Consider the following 25,679-nt stretch of genomic DNA (forward strand, 5'->3'; position numbering starts at 1 on the left):
ACAGTATTATAACAACTATACAAAGAGATAGAGATTGAAAATAGATGTTTAATAAAAGGAGAAATGAAATTTGAAACCACCTGCAGATAACAATAAAGAAGGTGCGGAGTCACATAAGTTGGAAAGTGAGAGTAAACCGATTTGGAAATCGATGTCGATGTTTTTAGTACCGTTATTATTAAGTAATGTACTACAATCAGTTGGACAATTATTTGGTATGGTAGTAGTAGGAAGATGGCTTGGAGTTAATGATTTAGCGGCTATATCAGCATTCTTCCCATTATTTTTCTTGCTCGTTTCATTTGTAATTGGTATCGGTTCAGGAAGCTCTATTTTAATTGGTCAGGCGTTTGGTGCTAAAAACGAAGATCGTTTAAAAGCTATCGTTGGTACGACGTTGACGTTTACCTTTATTATTGGAGTTGTGTTGGCGATAATAGGCAGTATTTTTGCGATGGATATTATGCGTCTAATGGGAACGCCAGAAAATATTATTGAAATAAGTGTACATTATGCACGGATTTTATTTATATCGATGCCAGTATTATTTTTATATTTCGCATATACAACATTTATGAGAGGTACAGGAGATTCTAAAACGCCATTTTACTTTTTAATTGTAAGTACAGCGCTAAATATGATCTTATTACCGATTCTTATTTTTGGATGGTTAGGAGCTCCGAAATTAGATGTGTATGGAGCGGCCTATGCATCTGTTATATCTACAGTTATTACGTTTATTGTCATGCTTGTGTATTTAAAGAAGAAAAATCACCCATTACAACTAGATGGAACGGTTAGAAAATACCTTCGAATGGATGGGGAGTTATTAAAGCTATTACTAAGGCTCGGTATTCCAGCGAGTATTAATATGATATTAGTTTCATTATCTGAAATTGCCGTAATCGCATTTGTAAATCGTTACGGTTCGGATGCAACAGCTGCTTACGGCGTTGTGAATCAAGTTGCAAGTTATGTACAAATGCCAGCAGTTAGCCTTGGTATTACAGTTTCCATTTTTGCGGCACAATCGATTGGTGCGAATCAATTTGATCGATTACAGAAAGTTGTGAAGGCCGGAATTATTATGAACTACGTCATCGGTGGTGTGTTAATATCTCTTATTTACGTATTCTCAAGAGACATTTTATCACTATTTTTAACGAGTCAAACTACAATTGAAATTGCTCATAGCTTAGTTATGATTACATTATGGAGTTATTTAATTTTCGGTCATGCACAAATTATTAGTGCGACAATGCGAGCGAGCGGTACAGTACTTTGGCCAACTGTTATTGGAGTTGTTTCAATTTGGCTTGTAGAAGTACCCGTAGCATATTATCTTTCTTACCATACAAGTCTTGGAATAGAAGGCATTTGGATCGGGTATCCAGCAGCATTTATTGTCAGCTTAATATTACAGTATGCATATTATAAGCTTTCATGGCAAAAGAAACGAATTACACGATTAGTTAGTTAAATAGAAAAATGTCCCTAAGTTATTAGACTTAGGGACATTTTTTCGTAAGTTCAGGTTTATAAATAGCTTTTTAAAGTTATATCAAAATGTTGTCTAATGAGTGTTTTATCACTCATATAAAACTCCCACGCTTTTTCCGGTTCACCGATAATCTCAAAGGATTCCTCTGTAATATATAAAGCGCAATTATCCTCCAGTGCAATTCCTTCTATATTCCCTTGATGATTTTGTAAAAAGGAATGGAAGGCGTTCATTCTGTTTAATTGATTATAATGTGGACAAAATCTTTTATTAACAATACCCCATCCGTTACTCTCTATATAACCAGAACCTTCATAATCTGATCGGATACTAGACGTGAACCAACACATAGCACCAGCGCTATAACCAGCAATAAGTGTTCCTTGCTGCAGAGCCAATAATAATTTTTCATCGAGTCTATGTTCTTTCCATTGCGTAAGCATGTGAATATAGTTCCCGCCACCTAAATAAATTAAATCGGCTGAATGAATCATCTCGTCTATTTCATACTTTGAAGGTGAATCTGTTGTAGTACGTAAAATTTGTACTTCACAATGTAATTGTTTTTCAAAAGTGTCTAAAAATAATTTTATATAGCTTTCATCATCATGACTAGCCGTTGGAATAAACAATATTTTTGGGTACTGTTTATTTGTTAATTCTATAAGGCGTTCATTAATAGGCAAGTGATTTGAATCTTGTAAATCACCGCCACCAATGACAGCTAATTTCATAGTAAAGCACCACCTAATTATTTTTGTTATATAAAAATTCGATAGAAGAGAGTTACATTCCTTCCGTAATGTAATCAATAATTAGAAAATGTAGCTTAAGTATATCGGAATAGTAAAAAAACTACTGACTATATATACCAATGCATTAGAAACCATACATTGATATATAATATTTCATACTAATGTTTCAAAATATGGAAAAAATATGTTTAAATAGATATAATGACGCATTGATTCATATTGAATTTATACTTATATTTTAAAAGGGTATCGGAAATAATAGCGATTTTTTAAAACAGTTTTTACTTTTAATAGGAAGTTGTATTACAATATGTTAAAAATATTTCAATATATTTATTTAATATGAAATACAAAGAAGGAGAGTGAAAAAAGTGGATTTTCGATTTGAATTTACAACGAAGCTGAAAGAATACTTAGACGATGAGAAGGATGAAAAAATAATAAAAGATGGACACAGAGATGTAATTTTTCACTATTTATATGCGTTAGAGACTGAAATTGGCGTTGTTAAAAATCCTAATTTTACTTTTTTTGCATCAGGAAGACGTTCACATATAGTGTTAGAAAACGTTGAATTTAAAACAGAAGTAAATGTAAAAAGTAATATAATTGAAATTACAAAAATAGTGGATAATGTAGCTATTCCGTTAGATACTATCGTAGCGAAAGATCGGGAATTATTTGCACTTGGACGTAATGAGAAGTTTAGTGTACAAATATTAGAGCAGTATCTTTTTGATACATTTGGAGAAAAATTAGGTTTAAAATGAATGGAATAGCCTATGTATTTATGGGTAGTTAATTTTCATATATATCATTTACGTTTGACCTTTCATTTAATTTATACTACAATTCGTAGTGTGAAAGGAGTTGTACAATGTTTACTCAAAACTATAAGTTAAATGAGCGCGGGTTAAATCATTTCTTTGGACCGCTTGAAGCGAAAATTATGGAGATTGTTTGGTCTAGCGATGGTATTACTATTAAAGAAGTGCAGCAGAAATTAAGTGAAGAATCACCTGTGAATTTTAACACTGTTATGACAGTTATGAACAGGTTAGTAGAGAAATTACACTTAGAAAAACAGACTGTGAAAAGAAGTGGTATATATCGTGCTGTACAAACAAAAGAAGAATTCTTATCCAATCAAACGAAGAAAATGACACAGGAATTGATGGGGGAATTTGGAGATTTAGTTGTAAATCATATGTTAGATGAGTTAGAGCAGGCTGATCCGACTTTAATAAAAAAGTTAGAAGACAAATTGAGTCAGTTAAAAAGAGAGGATTAATGAAATGAAATGGCAAATGCGTAAAATCGTATTGTTAGCAGTAATTGTTAGTATCCTCTTTTTCAGTATGTTAGTGTATTACGTTACATATCCATTTCTGTTTCAAAATAAGATGTTCCTTCTTTCAAATTTTTGCTTGTTCCAGTTAGAAAAACATATGAAAGAATTATCGCTGATTCATATTATAATCGCTGGATTATTACTACTTACTGTATTAATCGTGTGCAAAAGAATTTGGCGACAATTTTTCTATAGTAAAAAATTACAAAAAGTACTTATCCCTTTCGTCCGAAAAAGAAAACAAATATATATATTGCCGACTACGGAAGTTGCGGCATTTACAATTGGGCTATTTCGTCCGAAAGTTGTCATGTCGGAAGGGTTGCTTCAAACATTTTCAGATGAAGAAATTGATGCGATTATTTTCCATGAAGAATATCATCAAAAGAATTGGGATCCGCTAAAATTATTTTGTTTTACGCTATTAGCAGAAGGAATGATGTACATACCGATATTAAAAGGGTTGTTACAGCGATATCATACGTATCAGGAGCTAGCTGCTGATAAATATGCGATGCAAAAAATGGAATCTTCATTTGAGTTAGGTAGCGCGTTATTAAAATTAATTAAAATAAAGACAATGGAAAATCGATGTGTTACAGCTTCATTTGCAAAAACAGCAATAAATTTACGAATCGAGCAAGTGTTAAATGAAAAGGTTGTTAAGCTTACTATTCCGTTACATACGAATTCGGTATATGTAACAGTAGGTTTATTCTGTATGTCGGTTGTACTTATTGTCGGAGAGTGCATATAGCCTCTTTTTTTAAGAATAAACACTACTCGTTGTAGTGTTTAAGGGGGAATAAAATGAATGCAGCAGATTTAACAATTTGGCTTGTGGCTGGGGCGGGAGTATTGTCATTTATATCACCGTGCTCTTTACCGCTATATCCATCTTATTTATCTTATATTACCGGTGTGTCTATCCAAGATTTAAAAGAAAATCGTGGGATTATGCAAAAATCAGCGATTATACATACAGTATTTTTTATGATCGGATTTTCGGTTATATTTTACGCGTTAGGTTTATCGGTAAGCTGGATTGGAATAACATTTTCATCTAACCAAAAATTGATTCAACAAATTGGTGGGATTTTTATTGTTTTAATGGGGCTATTTATGACGGGCTTGTTTCAGCCTAAGTGGCTTATGGCAGAGAAAAAGGTGCAGTATAGAAGTAAATCGACTGGATATATTCGCTCGATTTTAGTCGGTATGACATATGCAGCAGGTTGGACGCCATGTGTTGGACCGATATTTTCAGCTGTACTCATGCTTGGCGCGACGAATCCTGAAGGGGCGCTTCTTTATATTACAGCGTATACTCTTGGGTTTGCGGTTCCATTTTTCGTGATGGCATTCTTTATTGGGAAGGTAAAATGGATTGTTACATATGCCAATGTCATGATGAAAATTGGCGGTGGAATGATGATTGTAACAGGTATTTTATTGTATACAAATCAAATGACGAAAATTACAGCATTCTTTATTCGTCTATTCGGTGGATTTACAGGTTTTTAAAAATGAGGAGGAAGAAAAGTGAAGAAACTAATTGCTATTATACTAGTAGGTGCTCTCGCTTGGGCGGGGGTTAACTTTTATAATTCAAAGAAAGAAGAGAAGGAAAGAAAAGCGAAACAAGCAGAGTTACAGGAGAAAGAAGTATTACCACAAGTCGGTTTTAAAGCACCTAGCATCACATTAAAAGGATTAGACGGAAAGTTACAGTCGTTAAATGATGCCAAGGGAAAACCGTATATTATTAATTTTTGGGCATCATGGTGTGGGCCGTGTGAAATGGAGGCACCTGACTTAGTTCATATGTATGATAAATATAAAAAGGATGTTGAAATTTTTGCGGTGAATGCAACTGTTAGTGACCCAGTACAAGAAGCAAGCGCATTTGCTAATCGTTATGGTTTTGAGTTTCCTGTTCTACTAGATATGGACGGAGTAGCTGGACTAGATTATAAAGTATTCTCTTTACCGACGACATTTTTTGTTAATAAAGATGGAATTATAGTAGATCATGTACGAGGTGTATTACCACCAGATCAATTAGAAAAGAAATTTAAGAAATTGATTGAGAATTAAAAGGAGATTTGGTGACGATGGAGTGGATTGTGAGGTTACAACCCATATCTCTTATAATTGGAAGTCTATTTGGTTTTATGTTGATGAAACGAAAGATGAAGTATCAAAATGTATCATATGAAAAAATGATGGATGCCGTAACAAATGCTTTTCTTATCATCGTATTTGTATGGAAGTTTGCACCAGCAATTTTAAATCCTGTATGGGCTTTTGGGGCGCCGGTGCAAGCAATATTAGCTATTGGAAGTATGCAACATATTGTAGTAGGATGCGTAATTGCGAGTGTATACATTTTTTGGAAAAGTAAAAAGGAACAATTTTTGCTTCGTATTTTACTTGATGTACTCCCTTTTGGATTGTGTGTGTGCATTATCTTTTATTTTCTATTCCATCATGAAGTAGGTGTACAAACGACACTACCATGGGGAATGAATATATATGAATCTAAATTTTTATATCATCCTATTTTCGTATATGAGATCATCCTTGCTCTTTGTATAATGGGCTTGTTATGGATGAAAAATGAAAGGCTCGGAAATGGAAAGAATATAAGTGTTTTTCTAATTATTGAGGGGTTTGCTCATATTATTATTTCGCTTGTTAGTGAACAAAATTCGGTTCTGTTTGGTCTATCAGCAGAGCAAATAATGAGCTTTTGTATTATTAGTTTAGGGATTTTGTTGGTGCCGAAAAAATAAAAGATAGCCATGTACAGAGAGTATCTGTATGGCTATCTTTTATAAGCATATTTCTTCATCATATGCTAAATCATTATATTGTAGAAATCTAAAAACCCCTTTATTAGGGGTTTTTAGGTTTCTATAGGTCTGCATGTGTTTCTTGTTTATCTGTATCCCATTTTGGAAGTTGTTTTGCTTGTTGACTTTCAGTAAAATTATTAAATCCAAAAGCAAGTATGCATGTAAAGGTTAAAATAGCTAAACTAATCTTTTTCATTATCTTAGTGCCTCCTTAGTTAATAATTTTTGTTTTGCTTCGTAAGTTTTGAAAAAATATTTTTGAGATTTCTCTATTTTATTCACTTTATGAAATTCTACTGCTAATAATTCGTAATATTCTTGTACATAATCGTATAATTCTTTACTGTTAAAATATGTAGTGCCTGCAATGATTGCGTTTTCTAAGTCGTCTAGAATACCAGTGTGTTGTGTTTTTAAGATAGTGAAATGGTGTTTATATTCTTGATTATTTAATTCATTACAAATTTCTAAGCCTTTTTGAACCCAATCGTTTGCAAGTTCTTTTTCATTTAAACTAAAATGTTCTTTGGCTTGTAGAAAATTGGCTTTTAGGTGTTTAGGTAATTTGTTTGTAACTATTGTAAGATGTCTAATAGCAAGGGTTGATAGATTTTGAGAAGAGTAGAGCCAACCTAAGTTATTTCGAACTTTTAAGATTAGTGTATCGTCTTTCAGCTTTTGTAAAATATTGATTGCTGAATTATAGTTCTCTTCGGCTTGTTCGAATTGTTTTAAATAAACAGAACATGAGCCTAAAATGTTTTCGCATAGAGCTATTTTAATTTCATAACGTGGATATTTTGAGAAAATCTCTTTAGCTTGATTTGCATAATTGATTGCTGTAAGTGGTTTGTTTGTATGGTGATTAAATATAGCAAATTTATATTTATATTCAGCTTCTTCTAGTTCGCCTGGTACATGTTTTAAAAGGGATTCAGCTTTTTCGTATTCTTTTTTTGCTTCATCATAATTTCCAATAATGGTAGCATGTTCAGCTTTAAAAAAGTGATAATAATTAAGTAATAAAGTCTTCAGTTATTGGATTGTCTAAACGAACAATTTGACTAAAAGTATCATACTTAATGTTTGTCCAATCGGTTAGGACCTTATATTTAAAGTTTAGTAGGGAGTAGTAAAGCGATAGAGTTTGATCAGCTTCAATTTTATTAATCTGTTTCTCTATTTTTTCTTTTAATTGTTTCGCTTCAATTAATTGCTCCGCTACCATTACTTGATATAAAATGTTTAATTCGTTGACAATCTGTTCATGCCCTTTTAATAACACACTCATTATATATTCCCCCATTCGATAAAAGTATCCTAATTTAATTATTTCTATAATAGCAAAATAGAAGAAGTATAAGAGTGATTTTATCATATTTTTCAACAAAATTCTGAAAAATTAATTAATTTTTACATATTTCTTATTTTTATGTGAATATTACAAGTGCCTCTGGTAGTGGTGGGATGAATCTGACTCATGATACGTTAGCATCAATGGGAGGGATAGTTTTACTTGTAAATATGTTTTTAGGAGGATTGTTCGGATTGGGTCCAACTGTTAAGTTTTTAACAAAAATTTCACTTTCTTATTTAATAAAAACAGGATAATCCTCACTTTATAAGAATCATCCTGTTTTTATTGATATATTAAAAAATCGGCGGAGTAACAGAAAATAGGACTATCGCGTTTTTTTCAAAATGATTCACCCATTTATGCTTTAAATAAGCAGGTATTTTTACACTGTCGCCAGTTTCTAATACGTATTCTTCCTCATTTAAATATAATGTGATTTTCCCATCTAAGACAAATGCTAATTCTTCTCCTTTATGTTCTAGTACATTTTCTGATGAAGCTGTATTAGGCGGGACGGTCATAATTGCTGTTGCTAAATTTCCAGTGAAATCAGGTGAAAGCATTTCATATGATAAATTATCAATAATCATTTTCTTTCGTTTATGGGAACGTACAATTAAATCGTCTGTATTTGTATCTTCAAGTAAAAAGCTAAATGTTGGCACATCAAGAGCTTTAGCAAGCACTTTTAATGTTTGGATAGAAGGGTTAGCGGACCCGCGCTCAATTTGACTTAACATTGATGGTGTAATATCGGCCATCTTTGCTAGTTCTTTACTAGTTAAACCTTTTTCTTTTCTTTGTTTTTCAATTTTTTTACCAATATCTATATTTTCCATAATGAAAATCTCCTTAATGATTATTAAATTATATTTAAATGAATTAAATTAAAATTAACTTAATGGGATTATTTGTGTTAAACTATATTAAAATTAATTTAATTATAATTTATTGTATGGTGAGCTACAAGGATATAAGGAGGAAACAAAATGAAAGAAATAGGGGCATTACAAGCAGAATATCCATTAGTGAATAAGCTTATTGCAACAGAAGAAGTATTTTGGATAAATCCAAACATAGAAAAGTATGAAACAGCAATAAAAGATTCACCACTTAATGAAGAGGATGTAAAAGATGCGGAAGAGAGATTAAAGCGTTTTGCACCATATATTGCGAAAGTTTTTCCTGAAACGAAAGGGGCGAACGGCATAATCGAATCACCTTTAGTGAAAATACCTTCTATGAAAGAAGCTTTAGAGAGAAAATATGAGCAACCTATTTTAGGAGAATTATTATTAAAATGTGATAGTCATCTTCCAATATCAGGATCAATTAAAGCTAGGGGCGGCATTTATGAAGTGTTGAAACATGCTGAGCAACTAGCATTGCAGCACGGAATGGTAACAGAAGAAGATAATTATTCCGTTTTAGATAGTGATACATGTAGAGAGTTTTTCTCGAAATATTCAATTGCAGTAGGTTCTACAGGGAATTTAGGACTTAGCATAGGGATTATGAGTGCGAATCTAGGTTTTAATGTAACTGTTCATATGTCAGCAGACGCAAAAGAATGGAAGAAAGATTTATTAAGAAGTAAAGGTGTAAACGTTATTGAATATGAAGATGATTATAGCAAAGCAGTAGAAGAAGGAAGAAGACAAGCGGATGCGGATCCTAGCTGTTATTTTGTAGACGATGAAAACTCGCATGATTTATTTTTAGGATACGCAGTAGCAGCATCACGATTACAAAAGCAATTAGAAGAGTTAGAGGTTGTAGTAGATGAAAATCATCCTTTATTTGTTTATCTTCCGTGCGGAGTAGGAGGAGGACCTGGCGGAGTAGCATTCGGTTTAAAGTTATTGTATAAAGATAATGTTCATTGTTACTTTGCAGAGCCAACACATTCTCCTTGTATGTTACTCGGCTTAATGACAGGCCTTCATGACAAAATTTCCGTTCAAGATATCGGAATTGATAATGTAACAGATGCGGATGGACTTGCGGTAGGAAGGCCATCTGGATTTGTCGGTAAAACGATGGAACCATTTTTGAGTGGGAATTACACAGTAAGCGATGAAGAGTTATATAGATTGTTAAAAGAGCTAGCTGATACGGAGAATATTTATTTAGAGCCTTCTGCACTAGCAGGTATGATAGGGCCAGTGAAAGTATGTAAAGAAGATGAGTATTTACAAAAGCTACAGTTAACAGAGAAGGTGAAAAAAGGTACTCATATTGTGTGGGGAACGGGTGGAAGTATGGTTCCAAACGATACAATGGATGAATATTATAGGAAAGGTTTGGAATTAACGATATAAGAAAAATGAGGCTAGTTGTAGCCTCATTTTTTCATGTACATAAAAATCTTTGTTATTTTCACAATAGTTCTTTATAGTATATATAAAGGATAACTAATATTGAATAAATACAACAAAAAGCTTTATTTTACATAATAAGAGGATGTGTATACGATGTCATTACAGACTAAATATATAGCGGGTATTTCACTTGGGGTTATGGGTGTCGGCTTTGCGGCTTCTATCCCTTTTCAAGGAACGATAGCTGGAGAGATTATACAAGGGGGATTTGAAGCTGGGTTAGTTGGCGGGCTTGCAGATTGGTTCGCAGTTACAGCATTATTCCGTCACCCGATGGGAATACCAATTCCGCATACAGCTTTGTTACCTAAAAATCGTAAACGAGTAACGAAAGGGCTCATCAATACGTTAGAAAATGAATGGCTGACGAAAGAAAGTATTACGAATAAAGTAAAAGAGATGCAGTTAGCACAAATGGTACTGCAAATTGCTGAGAGAGAAATGCAGTCTGATGCTGTGAAAAAGGGGATTGTAACGATTGCAGAGAAAGCAATTGTTACAATAGATACAGAAAAGTTAGCTGTTATTATTGAAAAAGAATTAAAAACATATTTGCATACAATTAATACAAGTAACATCTTACAAGTGCTTGTTGATCAATTAGTTGTGCAAGAATATGATGAGAAGACACTTGATTACATTTTAGTAAAAGTGAAAGATTGGACAGCGCAAGATGAAGCACGCTACCAGCTTGGAAGTTTAGGTATGAAGGCGATGGAAAATATAAAAGTAGATGGATTCTTACAGTTTACATTGAAATCGTTTATGAATATTGTAGATGAAGATAAAATTGGCGGCATTTTGCAGAAGTTTATTATTAGCAATATTAACAGCTTACAAGATGCAGATAATAGCACGAGACAACTTATATTAGCGAAAATTCGTCAAGAAATTATAAATGTAAAAGAAAATGAAGCGTTACTACAAGAATTAGAAAATTGGAAAGAAAAATGGATTGCCAATTGGAATGCTACTGACAAAATAAAAGAGATGCTAGAGCAAGTACAACAAAGAGCAGTTGCTTTTGTAAATAATGAAGAATTTGCTGATAAATATGTTATTCCATTTTTACAAAAACAAATGAACAAAATAAAAGAAGATGAACAAACTGTTCAAAAAATAGAGGAGTGGTTACAAAAGCAAGTTGTTACACTTGTGGAAAAAAACCATTCGAAAATCGGTAAGCTTGTACAAGAAAATCTTGATAAGTTAGATGATAAAACGTTAATCGAAATGATTGAAAATAATGTCGGTAAAGATTTGCAGTGGATCCGAGTGAACGGGGCGGTTTGCGGATTTATGATTGGATTAGTGTTAGAAGGAATTAAAGCGATTATATGAGAAAAACCTTCCGCAATTGCGGAAGGTTTTTTATTTTTCGAGAACACTCATATTCAAATTATAAGCTTTCTCAATATTTAACTTGTACGTGCCATTTCCAGTTTTAATCGAATTTTTATACCAATGTTCTTGGTTGTTTAATTCTGGATGTTCTTCTGAAGAAGTATTTTCGTTTTTCGTTAAATCTTCTACTTGTTCCCAAGGTGTGCTTCCGTGTGTTTCTTTTTGATTTGTTACTGCTGTTAAAGATACATCACTTTCTTTTGCAAGATGGACAGACACTCTTGAGCTTTCCTGTACAAACCAATTATTTTGTAATTGACCTGGATAAAGAGATAGTTCGTTATTTGAAGCACGGATTTCCACATTTTTATTTTGTGGAAGAACAAGCGTTGGTTTCACCTGTGGTGCTGAATTAAATAACGTATGCTGAACAGGTAATGATTTTAAAGTGATATACATCGTTTCTCCAGCCGTTTGAACTGAAAGGAAATCATCTCGTTTTAAATTGAGTTTTTCATTTGCTTTCGTTGTCATTTCATAAGTTCCCAAAAGATGAATTTGATTTGTATTATTTCCCTCTATCGTTAGAGGTTGATGTCCTGCATCTACTACGATTTTTTTGATAGATTCAGGTATATCAAATTGTCCGTCTGGAATATTACTCGTTTGCCTCGTTGTGTTAATAGAGTGACGAACTTCTTCTAGTAATCCAGTTGATAATAAACAGTAAAAAGCAATTCCGACGCTTCCTAAAACACCGATAAAGAAAATACTAAAAATATCATATTTAATAAATGATTGTTCCTTCTTAGAAAATAGAAGGTATAGTAAAACTTCAGCTCCAAGTATGATAAGTAAAACTGGCCACCATGCAGTTAGTGTATCTAATACTTGAATTCCTTTTACGACTGAAAATAGTAAAAAGCACCCTAACGATATAATAGAAAGCCCCATTGAGAATGTTCCAACACGCCAAGTCCTCATTCGCTTGTCCCACCTTTGTTTTCTTTATTTCCAAGTAACAATTTAAAGCCGCCGCCAATTAAAAGGAGCGCAACGATAGATGTCTGGAAATAGCGATAATATAGTTCACTAAGATGGATATTAAATATAGTTACAAAATAATCATTCAAAATAGGAAGGACTGTTTGATTTAATAAATAATAACCACCGAGTGTAATTAATCCGATACCGATCCATCTTTGATGATTTATAAAATAATCGATAATGGGTTCGTCTTGTACTCGTTCTTTTCCGTATTTTGCTGTTTGCTGTAACGCATCAAAAAAGCTATAGAACCAAATGATTGGTACTAAAAATAAAAACGCAGAAAGTCTTAATAAGTCGAGTAAATAAATAGATAGTAAAAAGGCTGCCATAAGCTGAAGACCACGGCGTTGTAAACCTAAATACATATGACCTGCTCCAGGGAACATCGCTAAAATAGAAGCAAATGTTTTACTTTTCTTTCCTTGCTCTCGATGTTCTTCAAAATCTTCGAAAATAGTACGGTCAATTAATTGCTCGTCGCGTTCTTTTTTCTGTAGTTGCTGAACAACGTCAAAGAAATTATAAATCCATAAAACAGGTAACGTAATAAGAAAGATAAGGAAACTTCCTTGAGATGTTAATAATGTTACAAATATAATCATGCTGCCTAAGCCAGCGCAAGCGACTAAAAATGTAAGACCGCGTTGCATAAGTCCTAATTGGAAATGGCCAAGTCCAGGGATGATGGATAGGAGAATGATATAAAATCGTTCGCTCTCTTTAGAGGAATTTATCAATTCTCCAGCTTCTTGTTTTTTCGTTTGTTTTATAATGGTGATAACTAAATCTAGTAAGTTAATTACCCATAGAACAGCTAGTAAAAATAGAGAAAGAAAAGCAATATCACGTTCTCTTACTACTATGGTACAAAATACTGCAAAGGAGAATAGAAATAAAGATCCTCCGCTATATAAAATAAACCGTCCTAGCTTTTTTAAGTATAAATGTCCAAGCCCAGGAATTAGCCCTAATACAAGTGCTAAAAAGGGGTTTTTATTCATGCTTTAAACCTCCGTCCTTTTTTGATGTATCTACCGATTTGTTTACAATTTGTTGTGAGATAGAAGACTCGTTATGTTTTGAAGATTTCTCGAAATTTGATGTCGCTGTAAAAATATATTGGAATAAACCACTTACCATAAAAATAATTGTAGCTGCAGTCGCAATTATGTAGTGAATAATTGTGCGCTTTAGTGAGTTTGTTTTTATATTTTCATTAGGTTGTAGCGTTTCAAAATTAATTTGCGTCATAACTTCGTTCGTAAATGAATCATCATTTATCATTGGAAGGTTTTCATGTTGTTCATCAATACTTTCCATATAAAGTGTTAAACAATGATCACATTCGTAAAGATGTTCTTCCATAGATTCACGTTTATTGTTTTCTATAAAATCTAATGTATAATTGCGCCAATCTTCTTTTGAATAATGCATCATAGAAACTCTTCCTCCTTCCAATGTTTTTTAATCCATTTTCGTGCCCGATACAGTTTCATTTCGACTGTTTTTACTTCGATGTTTTCCTGTAAAGCAATTTCTTGATAACTTTTTTCTTCTAAGTAATGTGCGAGAACGACGTCACGGTAATTTTCGGGAAGTTCTCTCAGTTTTTGAGCAATGAGTAATTTCTGCTCTTTCGTCAATAATAAAGCCTCAATATTATGAGAGGACTTTATATTTTCCTCAGCTTCTTTACATAAGGAGAGTTCTTCACTTTCTCTAGCTTTCTTCCTCTTATAATCAATAGCGTGATTGGTGGCAATACGCGCCATCCACGTTTTTAATCCGCGAAATTGATAATTTGAGAGAGGTGTGAATTTTTACGAATACTTCTTGTGTAACATCTTTCGCATCTTCTTCATGTCTTAAAATAGAAAAGATAACTTGAAAAATATAATGACGATATGTTTGTACAAGGATACGAAAAGCATGCTCGCTTCCTTGCTGTGCTTTTTCAATTAATTGTTTTTCCTCAATGGGTCTCTCCCTCCTTTTTGACGCATTCTATTATATAGACGTAAAGAATGATAAGTCACCCTACACATATTGTAAAAAAAGAATAATATATTTTTTGCAGGAGAGCTAGATGAAAAAAGGTGTGAAAAAATGGTAAAGAGAAGTATATAATGAGCAAGTAGGAAATGTTACACGGAGAAAGGATGTGAATGTTAGTAGGGGAAGGGCCATACTAACAAACATGAAAATTAAAATATTAATAGCGGATGATAACTCTTTTATTAGAGAGGGCATGAAAATTATTTTAAATACATACGAAGAGTTCGAAGTAGTAGATACTGTAAATGATGGGGAAGAAGCTGTAGCATATTGTAAAAAGCATGAAGTTGATATTGCTCTTTTAGATGTTCGCATGCCAAATATGAACGGGGTAGAGGCGACGAAGTTCATTTGTGAAGAGACGAAAACAAAACCGCTTATTTTAACGACGTTTGATGATGATGAATATATTTTGGATGCAGTAAAAAACGGAGCGAAAGGTTATTTGTTAAAAAATAACGATCCGGAGCGTATTCGTGATGCGATAAAAGGAGTATATAACGGTCAAACTGTTATGCAAGATGTTGTCCTCGATAAAATTAAGTCTAATTTAATGGAAAGTAAAGAGGAAGAATGTAAAATTGATAAGAGCCTTTTCACAGAAAGGGAGCTTAGTATTATCGCATTAATTGCAAAAGGTTTCTCGAATAAAGAAATTTCGAAACAGCTTTTTATATCTGAAGGAACAATTGCAAATTATATTACGTCAGTTTTAGGGAAAACTGGACTTGAACATCGCACACAAATTGCGATTTATTACTTAACAGGGAAAGTAGATTAGTGATATGGAATTTTGGCTAACTGTAAGTAAATTAATTGTCTTTTTATATATTGTGTTTAGTTATATTTACGCAAATGTAGTAAATTTACCTTGGGTTATATTTACTTTACTTATTTACCTCTCTGTAAACGTAATGATTTCTATATTTAAAAAAGATACGTATAAAAAATTATTAATCTGTATGTCAATTGGCATAATTATGTTATTTACATGGAGGGTTCATCCATTTTTTATTTTGTTTTTACCTTTGAACTTATACGAAATTACATTCCATTACATAGAAAAGAATTGGCCACGCTTTGTTGTTATGATGCTCCCAATTACGATTGCAGATGAAAGTATTCGAATGACTTATGGATTAATTGTTGCATTTTCTTTTCTCGTTTTAACTATAGCAGATCGATATATATCGCGTGTAGTAAAGCTTGAATCGCAAAATGATAAGATGCGAAAAGATATGCAACGACTTACGAAAAGCTTACATGAAAATAAAGAGTACATAAGACAATCTGAATACACATTTAAGCTAGAAGAGAGAAATCGGTTATCGCAAGAAATTCATGATAAAATTGGTCACTCGATGACGGGTGCACTTATTCAAATGGAAGCAGCAAAAAGGTTAATGGAAATAGATAAAGAAAAATCTGCGGAGTTATTACAAAATGCAATTCACATTTCAAAAGATGGAATTGAAAGTATTCGCATTACATTAAAAAATATGAAGCCTCCAACTGAGCAAATTGGCATTCATCGTATGAAATTATTCATAGAGGAATTTGCCGGTAAGAATGATGTGAATATTCCTTTTGTATACAAAGGGAACTTAGATATGATTTCTCCCATTCAGTGGAAAATTATCGGTGAGAATGTTACAGAAGCACTAACAAATGCAATGAAATATGCTGATGCGACAGTTATTTCTATAGATATTCATGTACTTAACAAGATGGTTAAGGTGCAAGTGAAGGATAACGGAAAAGGGGTAGCTCTTGTTAAAAAAGGTCTCGGTATTATGGGGATGGAGGAGCGAACGGCGTCTGTAAACGGAAAAATTATTGTAGATGGGACAAGTGGTTTTTCAGTAACGATGTTGTTGCCAATATAAAGAGAATGGTACGAGGATGAACCATCTCATATGAAAAAAGTGAATATTCTCATGTGAAAAGAATGAACTTCTGCACTGAGCAGGTTCATTCTTTTTGTTTATACTAAAAGCAGAGAAACCGAAATAGGGGTGAAAATGATGAATACATTAGAAATTAAAAATTTAACGAAAAAATTTGGTGATTTCATCGCAGTTGATAATATGTCTTTATCTATTAAAGAAGGAGAAATATTTGGCTTTTTAGGATCAAATGGTGCTGGTAAGAGTACAACGATAAATATGATTGCTGGTTTGTTAAGAAGTAATGAAGGTGAGATTAGCATACTAGGAAAAAATATAAAGAAACATAATCGATTTGCGAAAATGAATATCGGTATTGTTCCGCAAGATATTGCGATTTATGAAGAGTTAACTGCCTATGAAAATGTGAAATTCTTTGCTGGATTGTACGGGTTACGAGGAGCCGAATTAAAAGCTAGGGTAGAGGAAGCTCTTAAATTTGTAGGACTTAGTGATAAACAGAAAAGCTATCCGAAGAACTTTTCTGGTGGGATGAAGCGAAGACTGAATATCGCTTGTGCAATTGCTCATAGACCGAAGTTAATTATTATGGATGAGCCGACAGTTGGAATTGATCCACAGTCAAGAAACTACATTTTGCAGTCAGTACGTAAATTAAATGAAATGGGAAGTACAATTATTTATACGAGTCACTACATGGAAGAGGTAGAAGAGATTTGTACGAAAATAGCGATAGTAGATCACGGTAAAGTAATTGCAGAAGGTACGAAAGAACAGTTAAAAGCAATTATTACTGACACGAAAGATATTTGGATTGAAGTGAAATCGGTAGAGAATTTAGATGTAGAAAAATTAAAAGAGATAAACGGTGTGAAAGCAGTTCAAATTGAAGAAAACGTAATTAAAGTGAATTCTGATGCGGGATTAAATAATTTAAATAAAATCATTCAACACTGTATCAATCATGATATTGAAATTCGTTCATTAGAGGAGCAGGCTCCCAACTTAGAAACAGTATTTCTTACCTTAACCGGAAGAAACTTACGAGATAAATAAAAGGTAAATGAAGAAAAGGTAAAGGGAGGTTCATCAATTGAACATCTTCAATATTGCAATTATGCACATTAAAAGAGAATTTAGAGACGTAAGAACTTTAGTTTTTATGTTAGCATTTCCGATTGTACTTATGCTTGTGTTAGGAACAGCGTTAAGTAATGCATTTAATAGCGATAGTCATACTATTAAAGATATACAAGTGATATACAAAGATGAAGCAAATGGTACGTTTTCTCAATCATTTGAAGCATTTGCAAAAGAAGTAAGTAAATCTGGTATTCACTTTAAGAAAGTTTCTGAAGAGGTAGATGGAAAAGAAAAAGTAAAACAAAACAAATACGCTGCGTATGTAGAATTGAATAAGGACGGGGTAAAGTTTTACGGAAGTGATAGAAGTAGTATTGAAAGTAGCATAGTTGAAGGAATGATGACTACATTTGTTGATAAGTACAATGTAGTAGTTGAGATTGAGAAAGTAGACCCTAGTAAAATTAGCACAATAATTCCGAATGGAGAACGTAATGAGTATATTAAAGAAACGGCATTACAAGCGACTAAAAAACCAGGTTCTATGGATTACTATGCAATTGTAATGACAACGATGGTTGCTTTGTATGGTGCGATGGGAGCAAGTAATTTAATTAGAGGCGAACGAATACGTAAAACAGGAGATCGTCTCATTGCTGCACCTATAACGAAAGCGGAAATTTTTATCGGGAAAATATTGGGTAATATGGTGGCGAATGCACTGTGCATACTACTTGTCGTTTTATTTAGTAAATTTGTTTTTCAAGCTAACTGGGGCGATCATCTTGGAGTTGTCTTACTTATTTTACTAACAGAAGTCCTTTTAGCAACTAGCTTCGGCCTCGGCATCGGATATATTACAAAAACAGGTGAAGCATCTAGAGCAATTATTTTAGTTATCGTACAACTAGCTTCTATTTTTGGCGGGGCATACTTCGTAGTAGAAGAAAATTTCGTTACGAATTTATCACCATTAACGTGGGCAAACACTGCCGTTATGAAAATTATTTATGCAAATGATGTAGGGGCGGCACTACCAGTCATCTCTTTAAATATCGGAATCTCAGCACTCTTTTTATTCATATCGATTATCGCATTACGCAGACGGGAGGGGCTATAGTATGAAAGATATTTTATGGCTTATGCAAAAAACATTATCAGTCCTTTTGAAAAATAAAAAAGGGTTACTCATTATTATTAGCTTGCCGATAATAGGAACGTTAATCTCCTTTTCAATATATGGAAATGCGGGGCAAGGGACGTTAAATATCGGAGTTATAAATAAAGAAAATGAGTCGATAGCAAATGATACGGTGAAATTTTTAGAAGAAATCAATCATGTAAAAGTAAGTAAAGTGAAAGAATCTGAAGTAGAAGATAAACTCACTTCAAAAAAACTTGATGGAGTGATTACGTTACAGTCTGGTTTTTCAGAAAGTGTCCGAGAAGGAAAACCAAGCAATATTGAAATTTCATCGATTAAAGGTGATCAAGTAACAGCGTTTATTAAGTCATATTTGTACAATTATATTGATAATGTAGCAGCGATAAGTAAAGTAGCAGGAACAGATCAAAGTGCATTTGATACGATGTACGCAGGATATCAAAAAAGTTCATTTAAAGTGAAGACTGAGACGTTAGAAGATACTTCGAAAAATAAAGATATGACGAACCAAACGATGGGTTATCTTATTATGTTTATGTTATTTTCAGCAGTGAACTTATCAGGCTATATTTTAAAAGAAAAAGAGAATAGAACGTACTTTAGATTATTATCCACGCCGATAGATGGAAAGAAATTTATATTATCTAACGTCGGGGTAAATATGATTATATTAACAGTACAAATTATGATTACAATCCTATTCTTAACGAATGTTTTTCATACGAATATCAATATGCCCTTCATCGTTATGGTTGGTGTACTGATGATATTTGCTTTAATAGCGATTGGAATGTCGTTAGTAATTGTTGCTTTTTCAAAAAACTCATCATCGGCAAATGCGATGCAAAACATGGTCATTGTACCAACATGCTTACTAGCGGGTTGTTATTTCCCATATGACATTATGCCAAGTGCAGTACAAAAAGTAGCTAATTTTCTTCCGCAGCGCTGGTTGTTAGACACAGTATCGAAACTACAACAAGGAATACCATTCTCGGAGTTGTATTTAAACATTTTAATTTTATTCGCTTTCGCAATTGCATTCTTCTTAATTGCTATTTATAAGTTTGGAAGAAATAATGATGCGAGAAATTTTGTTTAATGTGAAAAGGATGTGACGTTAAGTCACATCCTTTTTTGTATGAAGCATGAAATCTAAATTTGAATGACAAAATAGAAAGGTGGAAAGAAAATGATCGGAAGGAAATCAAAATGATTAAAAAAATATTGCGAGTTACTTCTATTGTTATTGCTATTTTCGTTTTTATTTTAATTTGGGTTCATATTGACGTTACACTCGGAAGAAAAATGGAAGCCGGGAAAAACATGCCGACAGAGTATGCGCCTCATTATAGTGACTTTCAATTATATGTAGAAGGGAAGTCTTTTTATAAACAATTATTTACTGATATAAGTGAAGCGAAAAGCTCCATTTACACGTATTTCTTCATTTTGTCGGATGATAAAAGTAGCCATACTTTTTTAAACTTATTAAAAGAGAAGGCAAAAGAAGGAGTAAACGTCTATTTATCCGTTGATCGCATTAATGATTTATCATTTGAAAGAAAGATGAAAAATGAATTGCAGGAAAATGGTGTGCATTTTACATATAGTAGAAAACCTGAATTACCATTCGGCTTTTATTCTCTTCATCATCGTAATCATCGCCGTATTACGACGATTGATGGGGAGATTGGCTATACAGGCGGATTTAATATAGGAGATGAGTACTTAGGGAAAGATAAGCGATTTGGATATTGGCGTGATTATCATGTACGACTTAAAGGAGAAGGAGCAAAAGATTTAGAACAGCAATTCGCTTTAGACTGGAAACGAGATACGAAAGAAGAGATAAAGAGAAGTACGAATAAAGCTAGTAAAGGGAATACATTACATACTATGACTAGTTACAATGGGCATTACGTTGCTGAAAAATATATAGAGCTCATAAAACAAGCTCAGCACTCCATTGTAATTGCAACACCGTATTTTATAGCGAAAAATAAAGAATCTATGAATGCTTTAATCGCGGCGCAAAAGCGTGGTGTTACAGTAAAAATACTTTGGTCATATAAACCGGATCTACCTCTTATAAAAGAAGCGGCGTATCCATACATACGTCAAGCTGTTAATAATGGGATTACTGTATATGGTTATAAAAAAGGAATGTTCCATGGTAAATTAATGCTTATTGATAATGAATTAACCGTTATTGGTACAACAAACTTTACTTCGCGTAGCTTCAATATAAATGATGAAATGAATTTTTATATTTATGGTGGTCCTATTGTAGGACAAGTTAATAAGGCGTTAACAGAGGATTTTCATGATTCGAAAGAAATGACGAAAGAGTTTTTTGAAAAGTTATCTTTTTGGGAGCGTTGTAAGGAGAAAGTGGCGGGATTGGTTGACTTCTATTTGTGATGATGAATTAGGAAAGGGTGCCTACAAAAGGCACCCTTTTTTGGTGGGAAATCATTATTTTTCATGCACCAGCATCGTAACATCATCATTAATCAACGTCCCCACATGTTCGCCTAAACATATTTTCTTCATGACACCAGGCTCATCAAAGTTAAAGACGTGTGCTGGTAAATTGTAGTCCCGGGCAAGCAGTAATGCCGCTTGATCCATGACTTGTATATTTTGTCTAACGACATCATTATAGTTTAGTTTGCTGTACATTTTTGCTGATTTATTATGCTTTGGATCACTTGTAAAGACGCCATCGACCCCTTGTTTTGCGACTAATATGGCATCACTATTCATCTCGATGGCTCTTTGTACACTTGGATAATCTGTCGTCACGAACGGTTGGCCGTTTCCGCCTCCAAAGATAACGATATAACCGTTATCTAAATGGTGGACTGCACGCAAGCGAATGTATGGTTCAGCTACTGCATTAAATGGAATGGAAGTCATAACGCGTACTTCTCTATTTGTTTTACTTGTTAAAACACCGCGAAGCATTAAGCTGTTAATGATTGTACCTAACGTACCGATATTATCAGCTTCTACTCGATCGATTCCCCATTCTTCAGCTAGATGCCCCCTAAAAATGTTACCGCCACCGATGACGATGGATACTTCTATACCTAAATCAACAATGGATAAAATTTCGTTTGCGATATGTTCTAATCGTTTGGAGTTAAAGCTATTTCCGGTTTGATCGGCAAGTGCACCGCCGCTTAATTTAATTAAAACACGTTTATATGGTCTCATAACAATTCCCCCTATATAGATCGCAGTCAACTCCCCCCACTGAGATAAAGCCTTTCAGTGGGGGCTTGAGTTCGAACACTAGGTCTTTTCGTCTATCGCTAGACAGTTTGACGCTCTAGCATTCATGCTACCTTATGGTAACACCCCGAGTCTGTTTTTGGTTGGTACTGACAACGAACGATTGTTTTCCCACTTGCATCACCCTTTCGAAAAAGAGCAGTTCTCCCTTATGGAAGAAGCCACCACTCAGATGAATCCGGCGTGTGCTACAAGCCCCGACAAGTCGCGTACACATGGATGGTTGACGCACCCACTAAGCTATGCACAAAGCAATAGCCTTACGTTTTTGCACTTCTAATAGAATCGGCGTTTTCACTTTGAGATTGCCATCCAATTCTACAACTCCTGACTTTTTCAATGTATTCAGCGCACCATTAATATCAGCATGGATACATGTTCCTGCTTTACTTTGATACAGACCACGCGTAATTCGTTTGCCGCTAAAGCGATATTGCGTCTTATCATCCTTAGACCAAACTGGAACCGGATCCTTATCAAGAAAACTAGCTTTTGAAGTATAGCTTTCTTCTTGTTTGAAAAAGCGAATGCCTTCTTTTACACATTTATTCTCAATCGCTGCAATCAATTTCTGAAATGGGATTTGAACAAACTTTTGATTATTCTTTTTCCCCATATGAGAGTTTTGTTTCCAACCAGCGTTATACCCTACAACAATCGTATCTATATCGAATTCTTTCACTTTTTTGAACAACAGACCTACTGTTTGTGCAATATAACCGTTTATTTGTCTTTCTCGTTTATGCCAAAGTGCGGCCATTTTATTCGTTACAATACGTTTTGAAATTCCATTGTCCATATTTTTCTGCCCTAGATTACATATCATTTTGTTGAAGTATTGATTTATGGATTTTAGTTTTTTCCCATCCATTAAGAAGGCATCACCTGTATTGGTTACGCAACTTAACAATCTGTCTACACCTAAATCGCAACTCAAAGCGTTACTAGTGGTCGTAGGTGGTTTCTTCATTTGAGAAACGTGCATTTCATATGTATAATGCACCTCAAAGAACCGACCTTTTTGCTTTGGTACAATCTCAATGTAGGAGATGTTTTTATTTCTTAAGTTTTTTGGCATACGTATTTTAATAGAACCGAATTTTTTTCTGAATGCAACATTCATCGGAATCATCCAATACCCGTTCTCATCCACTTTTGGCACTTGATAGATTTCAATAATTCGTTTGTCAGTGGAACGAGAATAATTCGGAAACTTAGGACGCCCTGTGAACTGCTCAGTTTTTTTCTTCCACTGTTCCAACGCTTTAAAAAAGCTCTTCACTTCTGTAAACAAGGCTCTACGAATCGCTTGAACCGAATTTGATTGAATGCCCCAGTAATTCATATCGGCTTGCATGGCAGTATCCACTTCTCTTATAGTAGCCATTTTATTATGATTCAAGTAACTTTGTTTAATCGTGTACAATCCAACATTTCGCAATGCTTTTGAACTATGTGACATGCGTTGCAGTAAGCGGAATTCTTTAGCAGTCAAGCAAGCTCGCCCAATATTTTGTTTTTGAGTGAATCGTTGTATGATTTCTCTTTTCTTTTGTTTACGTAATACTTTCACTGCTTTCTTTCTGGCCATTGTTTTCACCGTCTTTCTTAGAGGACTCATTAAAAATTTTTTAACAAATCCATATTTGGAACGAAATGAAACAACATGCGAACATGTTCTTCATCGTAATTCCTTTTGACTCAAGTAGGTGAATGATAAGCATTATCCAATTTCGTTGTCTTACAATCTATTCCCTCCTCTCCTTATCTACGCAGATTATATCGTAAGACAAAAAAACAAACATTCGCACTCAAAAAATTATTATGAGCGAAACAAAAGAGTTCAGCCTACCTTCTGACGGCAATTCATCTCCACCTGAATTGTTGAGTTTCACCCGTAACACAAATCGGAGGGAGTCTTCTTGCCGAAAAGGATAAAAAAAGGAACAAAGGCAAATGCCCTTGTTCCTTTTTAAGAAAATGAAAAAGAAAAGAAGAAGATAAGACGAATTGTTTTGTATAGTTTTTCATATCATCCACTCCTTTTCATTTTGAGTTGTTTTAAGTATATATCTTTTTGATTATACGAAACAATCTGATTACTTATCAAGTTTATTTTATCGTTTTTTAACAAAATGGTGTCAATGAAAAAAAGAAGAAAAATATTTGAATTTTTTGTGACGAACTTGTAGGTTTTTGTATGATTTTGTAGGTTAGCTTATAAGATGTGTGAGTAGCTTTTATAAATTCAAATTGAAAGCGTTCGCATGAAGGGGATGAACATAAATGAAAAAATTCGGATTGGCAACACAAATTTTTGTCGCGCTTGTTTTAGGGATTGTAGTAGGGGCAGTCTTTTATGGCAATAAAACGGCGATTTCTTATATCACACCAATTGGGGATATATTTATTCACTTAATTAAAATGATTGTAGTACCAATTGTTATTTCAGCATTAATTGTTGCGGTAGCCGGTGTAGGCGATATGAAGAAGCTTGGGAAATTAGGCGGGAAGACAATTCTTTATTTCGAAATCATTACAACGATCGCTATTTTAATGGGGTTACTCGCGGCGAATATATTCCAGCCAGGTACTGGCGTTGATATGAATAACTTACAGCAAAGTGACATTTCTTCTTATAAACAAACAGCAGATGCTACAGAGAAGCAAGGATTCGCTGAGACGATTGTTCATATCGTACCGAAAAACGTATTTGAATCGATTGCACAAGGTGACTTATTACCGATTATTTTCTTCTCAGTATTATTCGGTTTAGGAGTCGCAGCAATTGGAGAAAAAGGAAAGCCTGTTTTTAACTTCTTTGAAGGTGTACTCGAAGCGATGTTTTGGGTTACAAATCAAGTGATGAAATTTGCACCATTTGGTGTATTCGCATTAATTGCGGTTACGGTTGCAAAATTTGGTGTAGCAACACTACTTCCTTTAGGAAAACTAGTGCTAGCTGTATACGTAACTGTTATACTATTCGTTGTGATTGTATTAGGTATTAATGCAAGAATGGTTGGCGTAAACATTTTTACATTAATGAAAATTTTAAAAGAAGAACTTATTCTTTCATTTACGACAGCAAGTTCAGAAGCTGTTTTACCTAATATAATGAGAAAGATGGAAGAGTTCGGTTGTCCAAAGGCAGTTGCCTCTTTCGTAATTCCGACAGGTTATACATTTAACTTGACTGGATCGGCTATTTATCAAGCGTTAGCGGCATTATTTGTTGCACAAATGTACGGTGTGCACATGTCACTGACAGAGCAAATAACGTTATTATTCGTTCTCATGTTAACATCCAAAGGTATGGCGGGAGTTCCAGGTGCATCGTTCGTTGTTGTATTAGCAACGTTAGGTTCAATGGGGTTACCACTAGAAGGTATCGCGTTAATTGCGGGAATTGACCGCATTTTAGATATGATTCGCTCATCTGTCAATGTATTAGGAAATGCATTAGCGGCCATTGTTATGTCGAAGTGGGAAGGCGAATTCGATAATGAGAAAGCAAAACAATATGTAGAAACAGTCAAAGAAACAAAAGCAGCATAAGAAATCGTTAAGGA

At 33.8% G+C, this 25,679-nt stretch carries 26 protein-coding genes and 1 pseudogene; 17 read left to right on the top strand and 10 right to left on the bottom strand.

Annotation, left to right across the window (positions count from 1 at the left end; genetic code table 11):
• Window positions 1–70 precede the first annotated feature (70 nt).
• Window positions 71–1,480, top strand: a complete 1,410-nt coding sequence (locus tag AC3WVZ_RS07545) for an MATE family efflux transporter (RefSeq protein ID WP_000804124.1) — start codon at window positions 71–73, stop codon at window positions 1,478–1,480.
• A 56-nt stretch (window positions 1,481–1,536) separates the two neighbouring features.
• Here the strand turns inward: AC3WVZ_RS07545 and AC3WVZ_RS07550 are convergent, their stop codons facing one another.
• Window positions 1,537–2,235, bottom strand: a complete 699-nt coding sequence (locus tag AC3WVZ_RS07550; RefSeq protein WP_000762116.1) for a peptidase E — start codon at window positions 2,233–2,235, stop codon at window positions 1,537–1,539.
• A gap of 392 nt (window positions 2,236–2,627) precedes the next feature.
• Between AC3WVZ_RS07550 and AC3WVZ_RS07555 the strand changes: the two genes are divergently transcribed.
• The 6 genes from AC3WVZ_RS07555 to AC3WVZ_RS07580 all read left to right on the top strand — a co-directional run bounded on the left by AC3WVZ_RS07555 (window position 2,628) and on the right by AC3WVZ_RS07580 (window position 6,402).
• On the top strand, window positions 2,628–3,026 hold the full coding sequence (locus AC3WVZ_RS07555) for a DUF3942 family protein (RefSeq protein WP_000347525.1): 399 nt from the start codon (window positions 2,628–2,630) through the stop codon (window positions 3,024–3,026).
• Between the two features lie 107 nt (window positions 3,027–3,133).
• Window positions 3,134–3,547 (top strand): BlaI/MecI/CopY family transcriptional regulator, encoded by a 414-nt coding sequence (locus tag AC3WVZ_RS07560; protein ID WP_065224055.1) that lies wholly within the window; start codon window positions 3,134–3,136, stop codon window positions 3,545–3,547.
• A gap of 4 nt (window positions 3,548–3,551) precedes the next feature.
• The gene (locus tag AC3WVZ_RS07565) at window positions 3,552–4,364 is read left to right on the top strand and encodes a M56 family metallopeptidase (RefSeq protein ID WP_233936241.1); all 813 of its coding nucleotides are present in this window, start codon (window positions 3,552–3,554) and stop codon (window positions 4,362–4,364) included.
• Between the two features lie 53 nt (window positions 4,365–4,417).
• Entirely contained in the window at window positions 4,418–5,131 is a 714-nt protein-coding gene (gene ccdA, locus AC3WVZ_RS07570) for a cytochrome c-type biogenesis protein CcdA (protein ID WP_000990443.1), read from the top strand.
• Window positions 5,132–5,149: 18 nt separating this feature from the next.
• Window positions 5,150–5,704 carry a TlpA family protein disulfide reductase gene (locus AC3WVZ_RS07575; RefSeq protein WP_000733176.1) on the top strand — a complete coding sequence of 185 codons (555 nt, stop codon included), beginning with the start codon at window positions 5,150–5,152 and terminating at the stop codon, window positions 5,702–5,704.
• Between the two features lie 17 nt (window positions 5,705–5,721).
• Window positions 5,722–6,402, top strand: a complete 681-nt coding sequence (locus tag AC3WVZ_RS07580) for a prolipoprotein diacylglyceryl transferase family protein (RefSeq protein ID WP_000454847.1) — start codon at window positions 5,722–5,724, stop codon at window positions 6,400–6,402.
• A gap of 121 nt (window positions 6,403–6,523) precedes the next feature.
• Here AC3WVZ_RS07580 and AC3WVZ_RS07585 read toward each other — a convergent pair whose 3' ends face one another.
• Together AC3WVZ_RS07585 and AC3WVZ_RS07590 are read right to left on the bottom strand one after the other, a co-directional pair.
• Window positions 6,524–6,661: a hypothetical protein gene (locus AC3WVZ_RS07585; RefSeq protein ID WP_000724012.1), complete on the bottom strand. Its 138-nt coding sequence runs from the start codon at window positions 6,659–6,661 to the stop codon at window positions 6,524–6,526.
• Window positions 6,661–7,756, bottom strand: a pseudogene (locus AC3WVZ_RS07590) (response regulator aspartate phosphatase). The gene AC3WVZ_RS07585 and the pseudogene AC3WVZ_RS07590 overlap by 1 nt, the downstream one beginning before the upstream one ends.
• Window positions 7,757–7,899: 143 nt before the next feature.
• Between AC3WVZ_RS07590 and AC3WVZ_RS07595 the strand changes: the two are divergent.
• The gene (locus AC3WVZ_RS07595; protein WP_002025592.1) at window positions 7,900–8,076 is read left to right on the top strand and encodes a hypothetical protein; all 177 of its coding nucleotides are present in this window, start codon (window positions 7,900–7,902) and stop codon (window positions 8,074–8,076) included.
• 39 nt (window positions 8,077–8,115) lie between these two features.
• Here AC3WVZ_RS07595 and AC3WVZ_RS07600 read toward each other — a convergent pair whose 3' ends face one another.
• Window positions 8,116–8,661, bottom strand: coding sequence for a helix-turn-helix domain-containing protein (locus AC3WVZ_RS07600; RefSeq protein ID WP_000427637.1), 546 nt, complete (start codon window positions 8,659–8,661; stop codon window positions 8,116–8,118).
• Between the two features lie 150 nt (window positions 8,662–8,811).
• Here AC3WVZ_RS07600 and dsdA point away from each other — a divergent pair, with 150 nt between their 5' ends.
• Entirely contained in the window at window positions 8,812–10,143 is a 1,332-nt protein-coding gene (gene dsdA / locus AC3WVZ_RS07605) for a D-serine ammonia-lyase (RefSeq protein WP_000658537.1), read from the top strand.
• Between the two features lie 153 nt (window positions 10,144–10,296).
• Window positions 10,297–11,544, top strand: a complete 1,248-nt coding sequence (locus AC3WVZ_RS07610; RefSeq protein WP_000058301.1) for a DUF445 domain-containing protein — start codon at window positions 10,297–10,299, stop codon at window positions 11,542–11,544.
• Between the two features lie 30 nt (window positions 11,545–11,574).
• Here AC3WVZ_RS07610 and exsE read toward each other — a convergent pair whose 3' ends face one another.
• From exsE to AC3WVZ_RS07630, 4 genes are read right to left on the bottom strand one after another with little or no spacing between them, the layout of a single operon-like run.
• Window positions 11,575–12,531, bottom strand: a complete 957-nt coding sequence (exsE, locus tag AC3WVZ_RS07615) for an exosporium protein ExsE (protein ID WP_001261427.1) — start codon at window positions 12,529–12,531, stop codon at window positions 11,575–11,577.
• Complete coding sequence (locus tag AC3WVZ_RS07620; RefSeq protein ID WP_001039115.1) at window positions 12,528–13,598, bottom strand: hypothetical protein; 1,071 nt, start codon at window positions 13,596–13,598, stop codon at window positions 12,528–12,530. The genes exsE and AC3WVZ_RS07620 overlap by 4 nt, the downstream gene beginning before the upstream one ends.
• Complete coding sequence (locus AC3WVZ_RS07625) at window positions 13,591–14,034, bottom strand: hypothetical protein (RefSeq protein ID WP_000972341.1); 444 nt, start codon at window positions 14,032–14,034, stop codon at window positions 13,591–13,593. The genes AC3WVZ_RS07620 and AC3WVZ_RS07625 overlap by 8 nt, the downstream gene beginning before the upstream one ends.
• A complete protein-coding gene (locus AC3WVZ_RS07630; protein WP_000090825.1) occupies window positions 14,031–14,369 on the bottom strand; it encodes an RNA polymerase sigma factor in 339 nt (112 codons plus the stop codon). The genes AC3WVZ_RS07625 and AC3WVZ_RS07630 overlap by 4 nt, the downstream gene beginning before the upstream one ends.
• 425 nt (window positions 14,370–14,794) lie before the next feature.
• On the opposite strand from AC3WVZ_RS07630, the gene AC3WVZ_RS07635 reads away from it, so the two are divergent.
• The 6 genes from AC3WVZ_RS07635 to AC3WVZ_RS07660 all read left to right on the top strand — a co-directional run bounded on the left by AC3WVZ_RS07635 (window position 14,795) and on the right by AC3WVZ_RS07660 (window position 21,231).
• Complete coding sequence (locus AC3WVZ_RS07635) at window positions 14,795–15,433, top strand: response regulator transcription factor (RefSeq protein ID WP_000694093.1); 639 nt, start codon at window positions 14,795–14,797, stop codon at window positions 15,431–15,433.
• Window positions 15,434–15,437: 4 nt separating this feature from the next.
• A complete protein-coding gene (locus AC3WVZ_RS07640; RefSeq protein ID WP_000397690.1) occupies window positions 15,438–16,538 on the top strand; it encodes a sensor histidine kinase in 1,101 nt (366 codons plus the stop codon).
• A gap of 138 nt (window positions 16,539–16,676) precedes the next feature.
• Complete coding sequence (locus tag AC3WVZ_RS07645) at window positions 16,677–17,615, top strand: ABC transporter ATP-binding protein (protein WP_001093804.1); 939 nt, start codon at window positions 16,677–16,679, stop codon at window positions 17,613–17,615.
• A 37-nt stretch (window positions 17,616–17,652) separates the two neighbouring features.
• Window positions 17,653–18,762, top strand: coding sequence for an ABC transporter permease (locus tag AC3WVZ_RS07650; RefSeq protein WP_001020162.1), 1,110 nt, complete (start codon window positions 17,653–17,655; stop codon window positions 18,760–18,762).
• Window position 18,763: 1 nt separating this feature from the next.
• Window positions 18,764–19,909, top strand: coding sequence for an ABC transporter permease (locus AC3WVZ_RS07655; RefSeq protein WP_000651904.1), 1,146 nt, complete (start codon window positions 18,764–18,766; stop codon window positions 19,907–19,909).
• Between the two features lie 110 nt (window positions 19,910–20,019).
• Entirely contained in the window at window positions 20,020–21,231 is a 1,212-nt protein-coding gene (locus AC3WVZ_RS07660) for a phospholipase D-like domain-containing protein (RefSeq protein ID WP_000591941.1), read from the top strand.
• A 54-nt stretch (window positions 21,232–21,285) separates the two neighbouring features.
• Here the strand turns inward: AC3WVZ_RS07660 and pyrH are convergent, their stop codons facing one another.
• Together pyrH and AC3WVZ_RS07670 are read right to left on the bottom strand one after the other, a co-directional pair.
• Window positions 21,286–22,029 (bottom strand): UMP kinase, encoded by a 744-nt coding sequence (gene pyrH / locus AC3WVZ_RS07665; RefSeq protein ID WP_001248059.1) that lies wholly within the window; start codon window positions 22,027–22,029, stop codon window positions 21,286–21,288.
• Window positions 22,030–22,342: 313 nt separating this feature from the next.
• Window positions 22,343–23,698, bottom strand: coding sequence for an RNA-guided endonuclease TnpB family protein (locus AC3WVZ_RS07670; protein ID WP_065212088.1), 1,356 nt, complete (start codon window positions 23,696–23,698; stop codon window positions 22,343–22,345).
• A gap of 695 nt (window positions 23,699–24,393) precedes the next feature.
• Between AC3WVZ_RS07670 and AC3WVZ_RS07675 the strand changes: the two genes are divergently transcribed.
• Window positions 24,394–25,665: a cation:dicarboxylate symporter family transporter gene (locus tag AC3WVZ_RS07675; RefSeq protein ID WP_000713289.1), complete on the top strand. Its 1,272-nt coding sequence runs from the start codon at window positions 24,394–24,396 to the stop codon at window positions 25,663–25,665.
• Window positions 25,666–25,679: the final 14 nt, after the last annotated feature.

The sequence above is a fragment of the Bacillus sp. CPT56D-587-MTF genome (assembly GCF_058792335.1).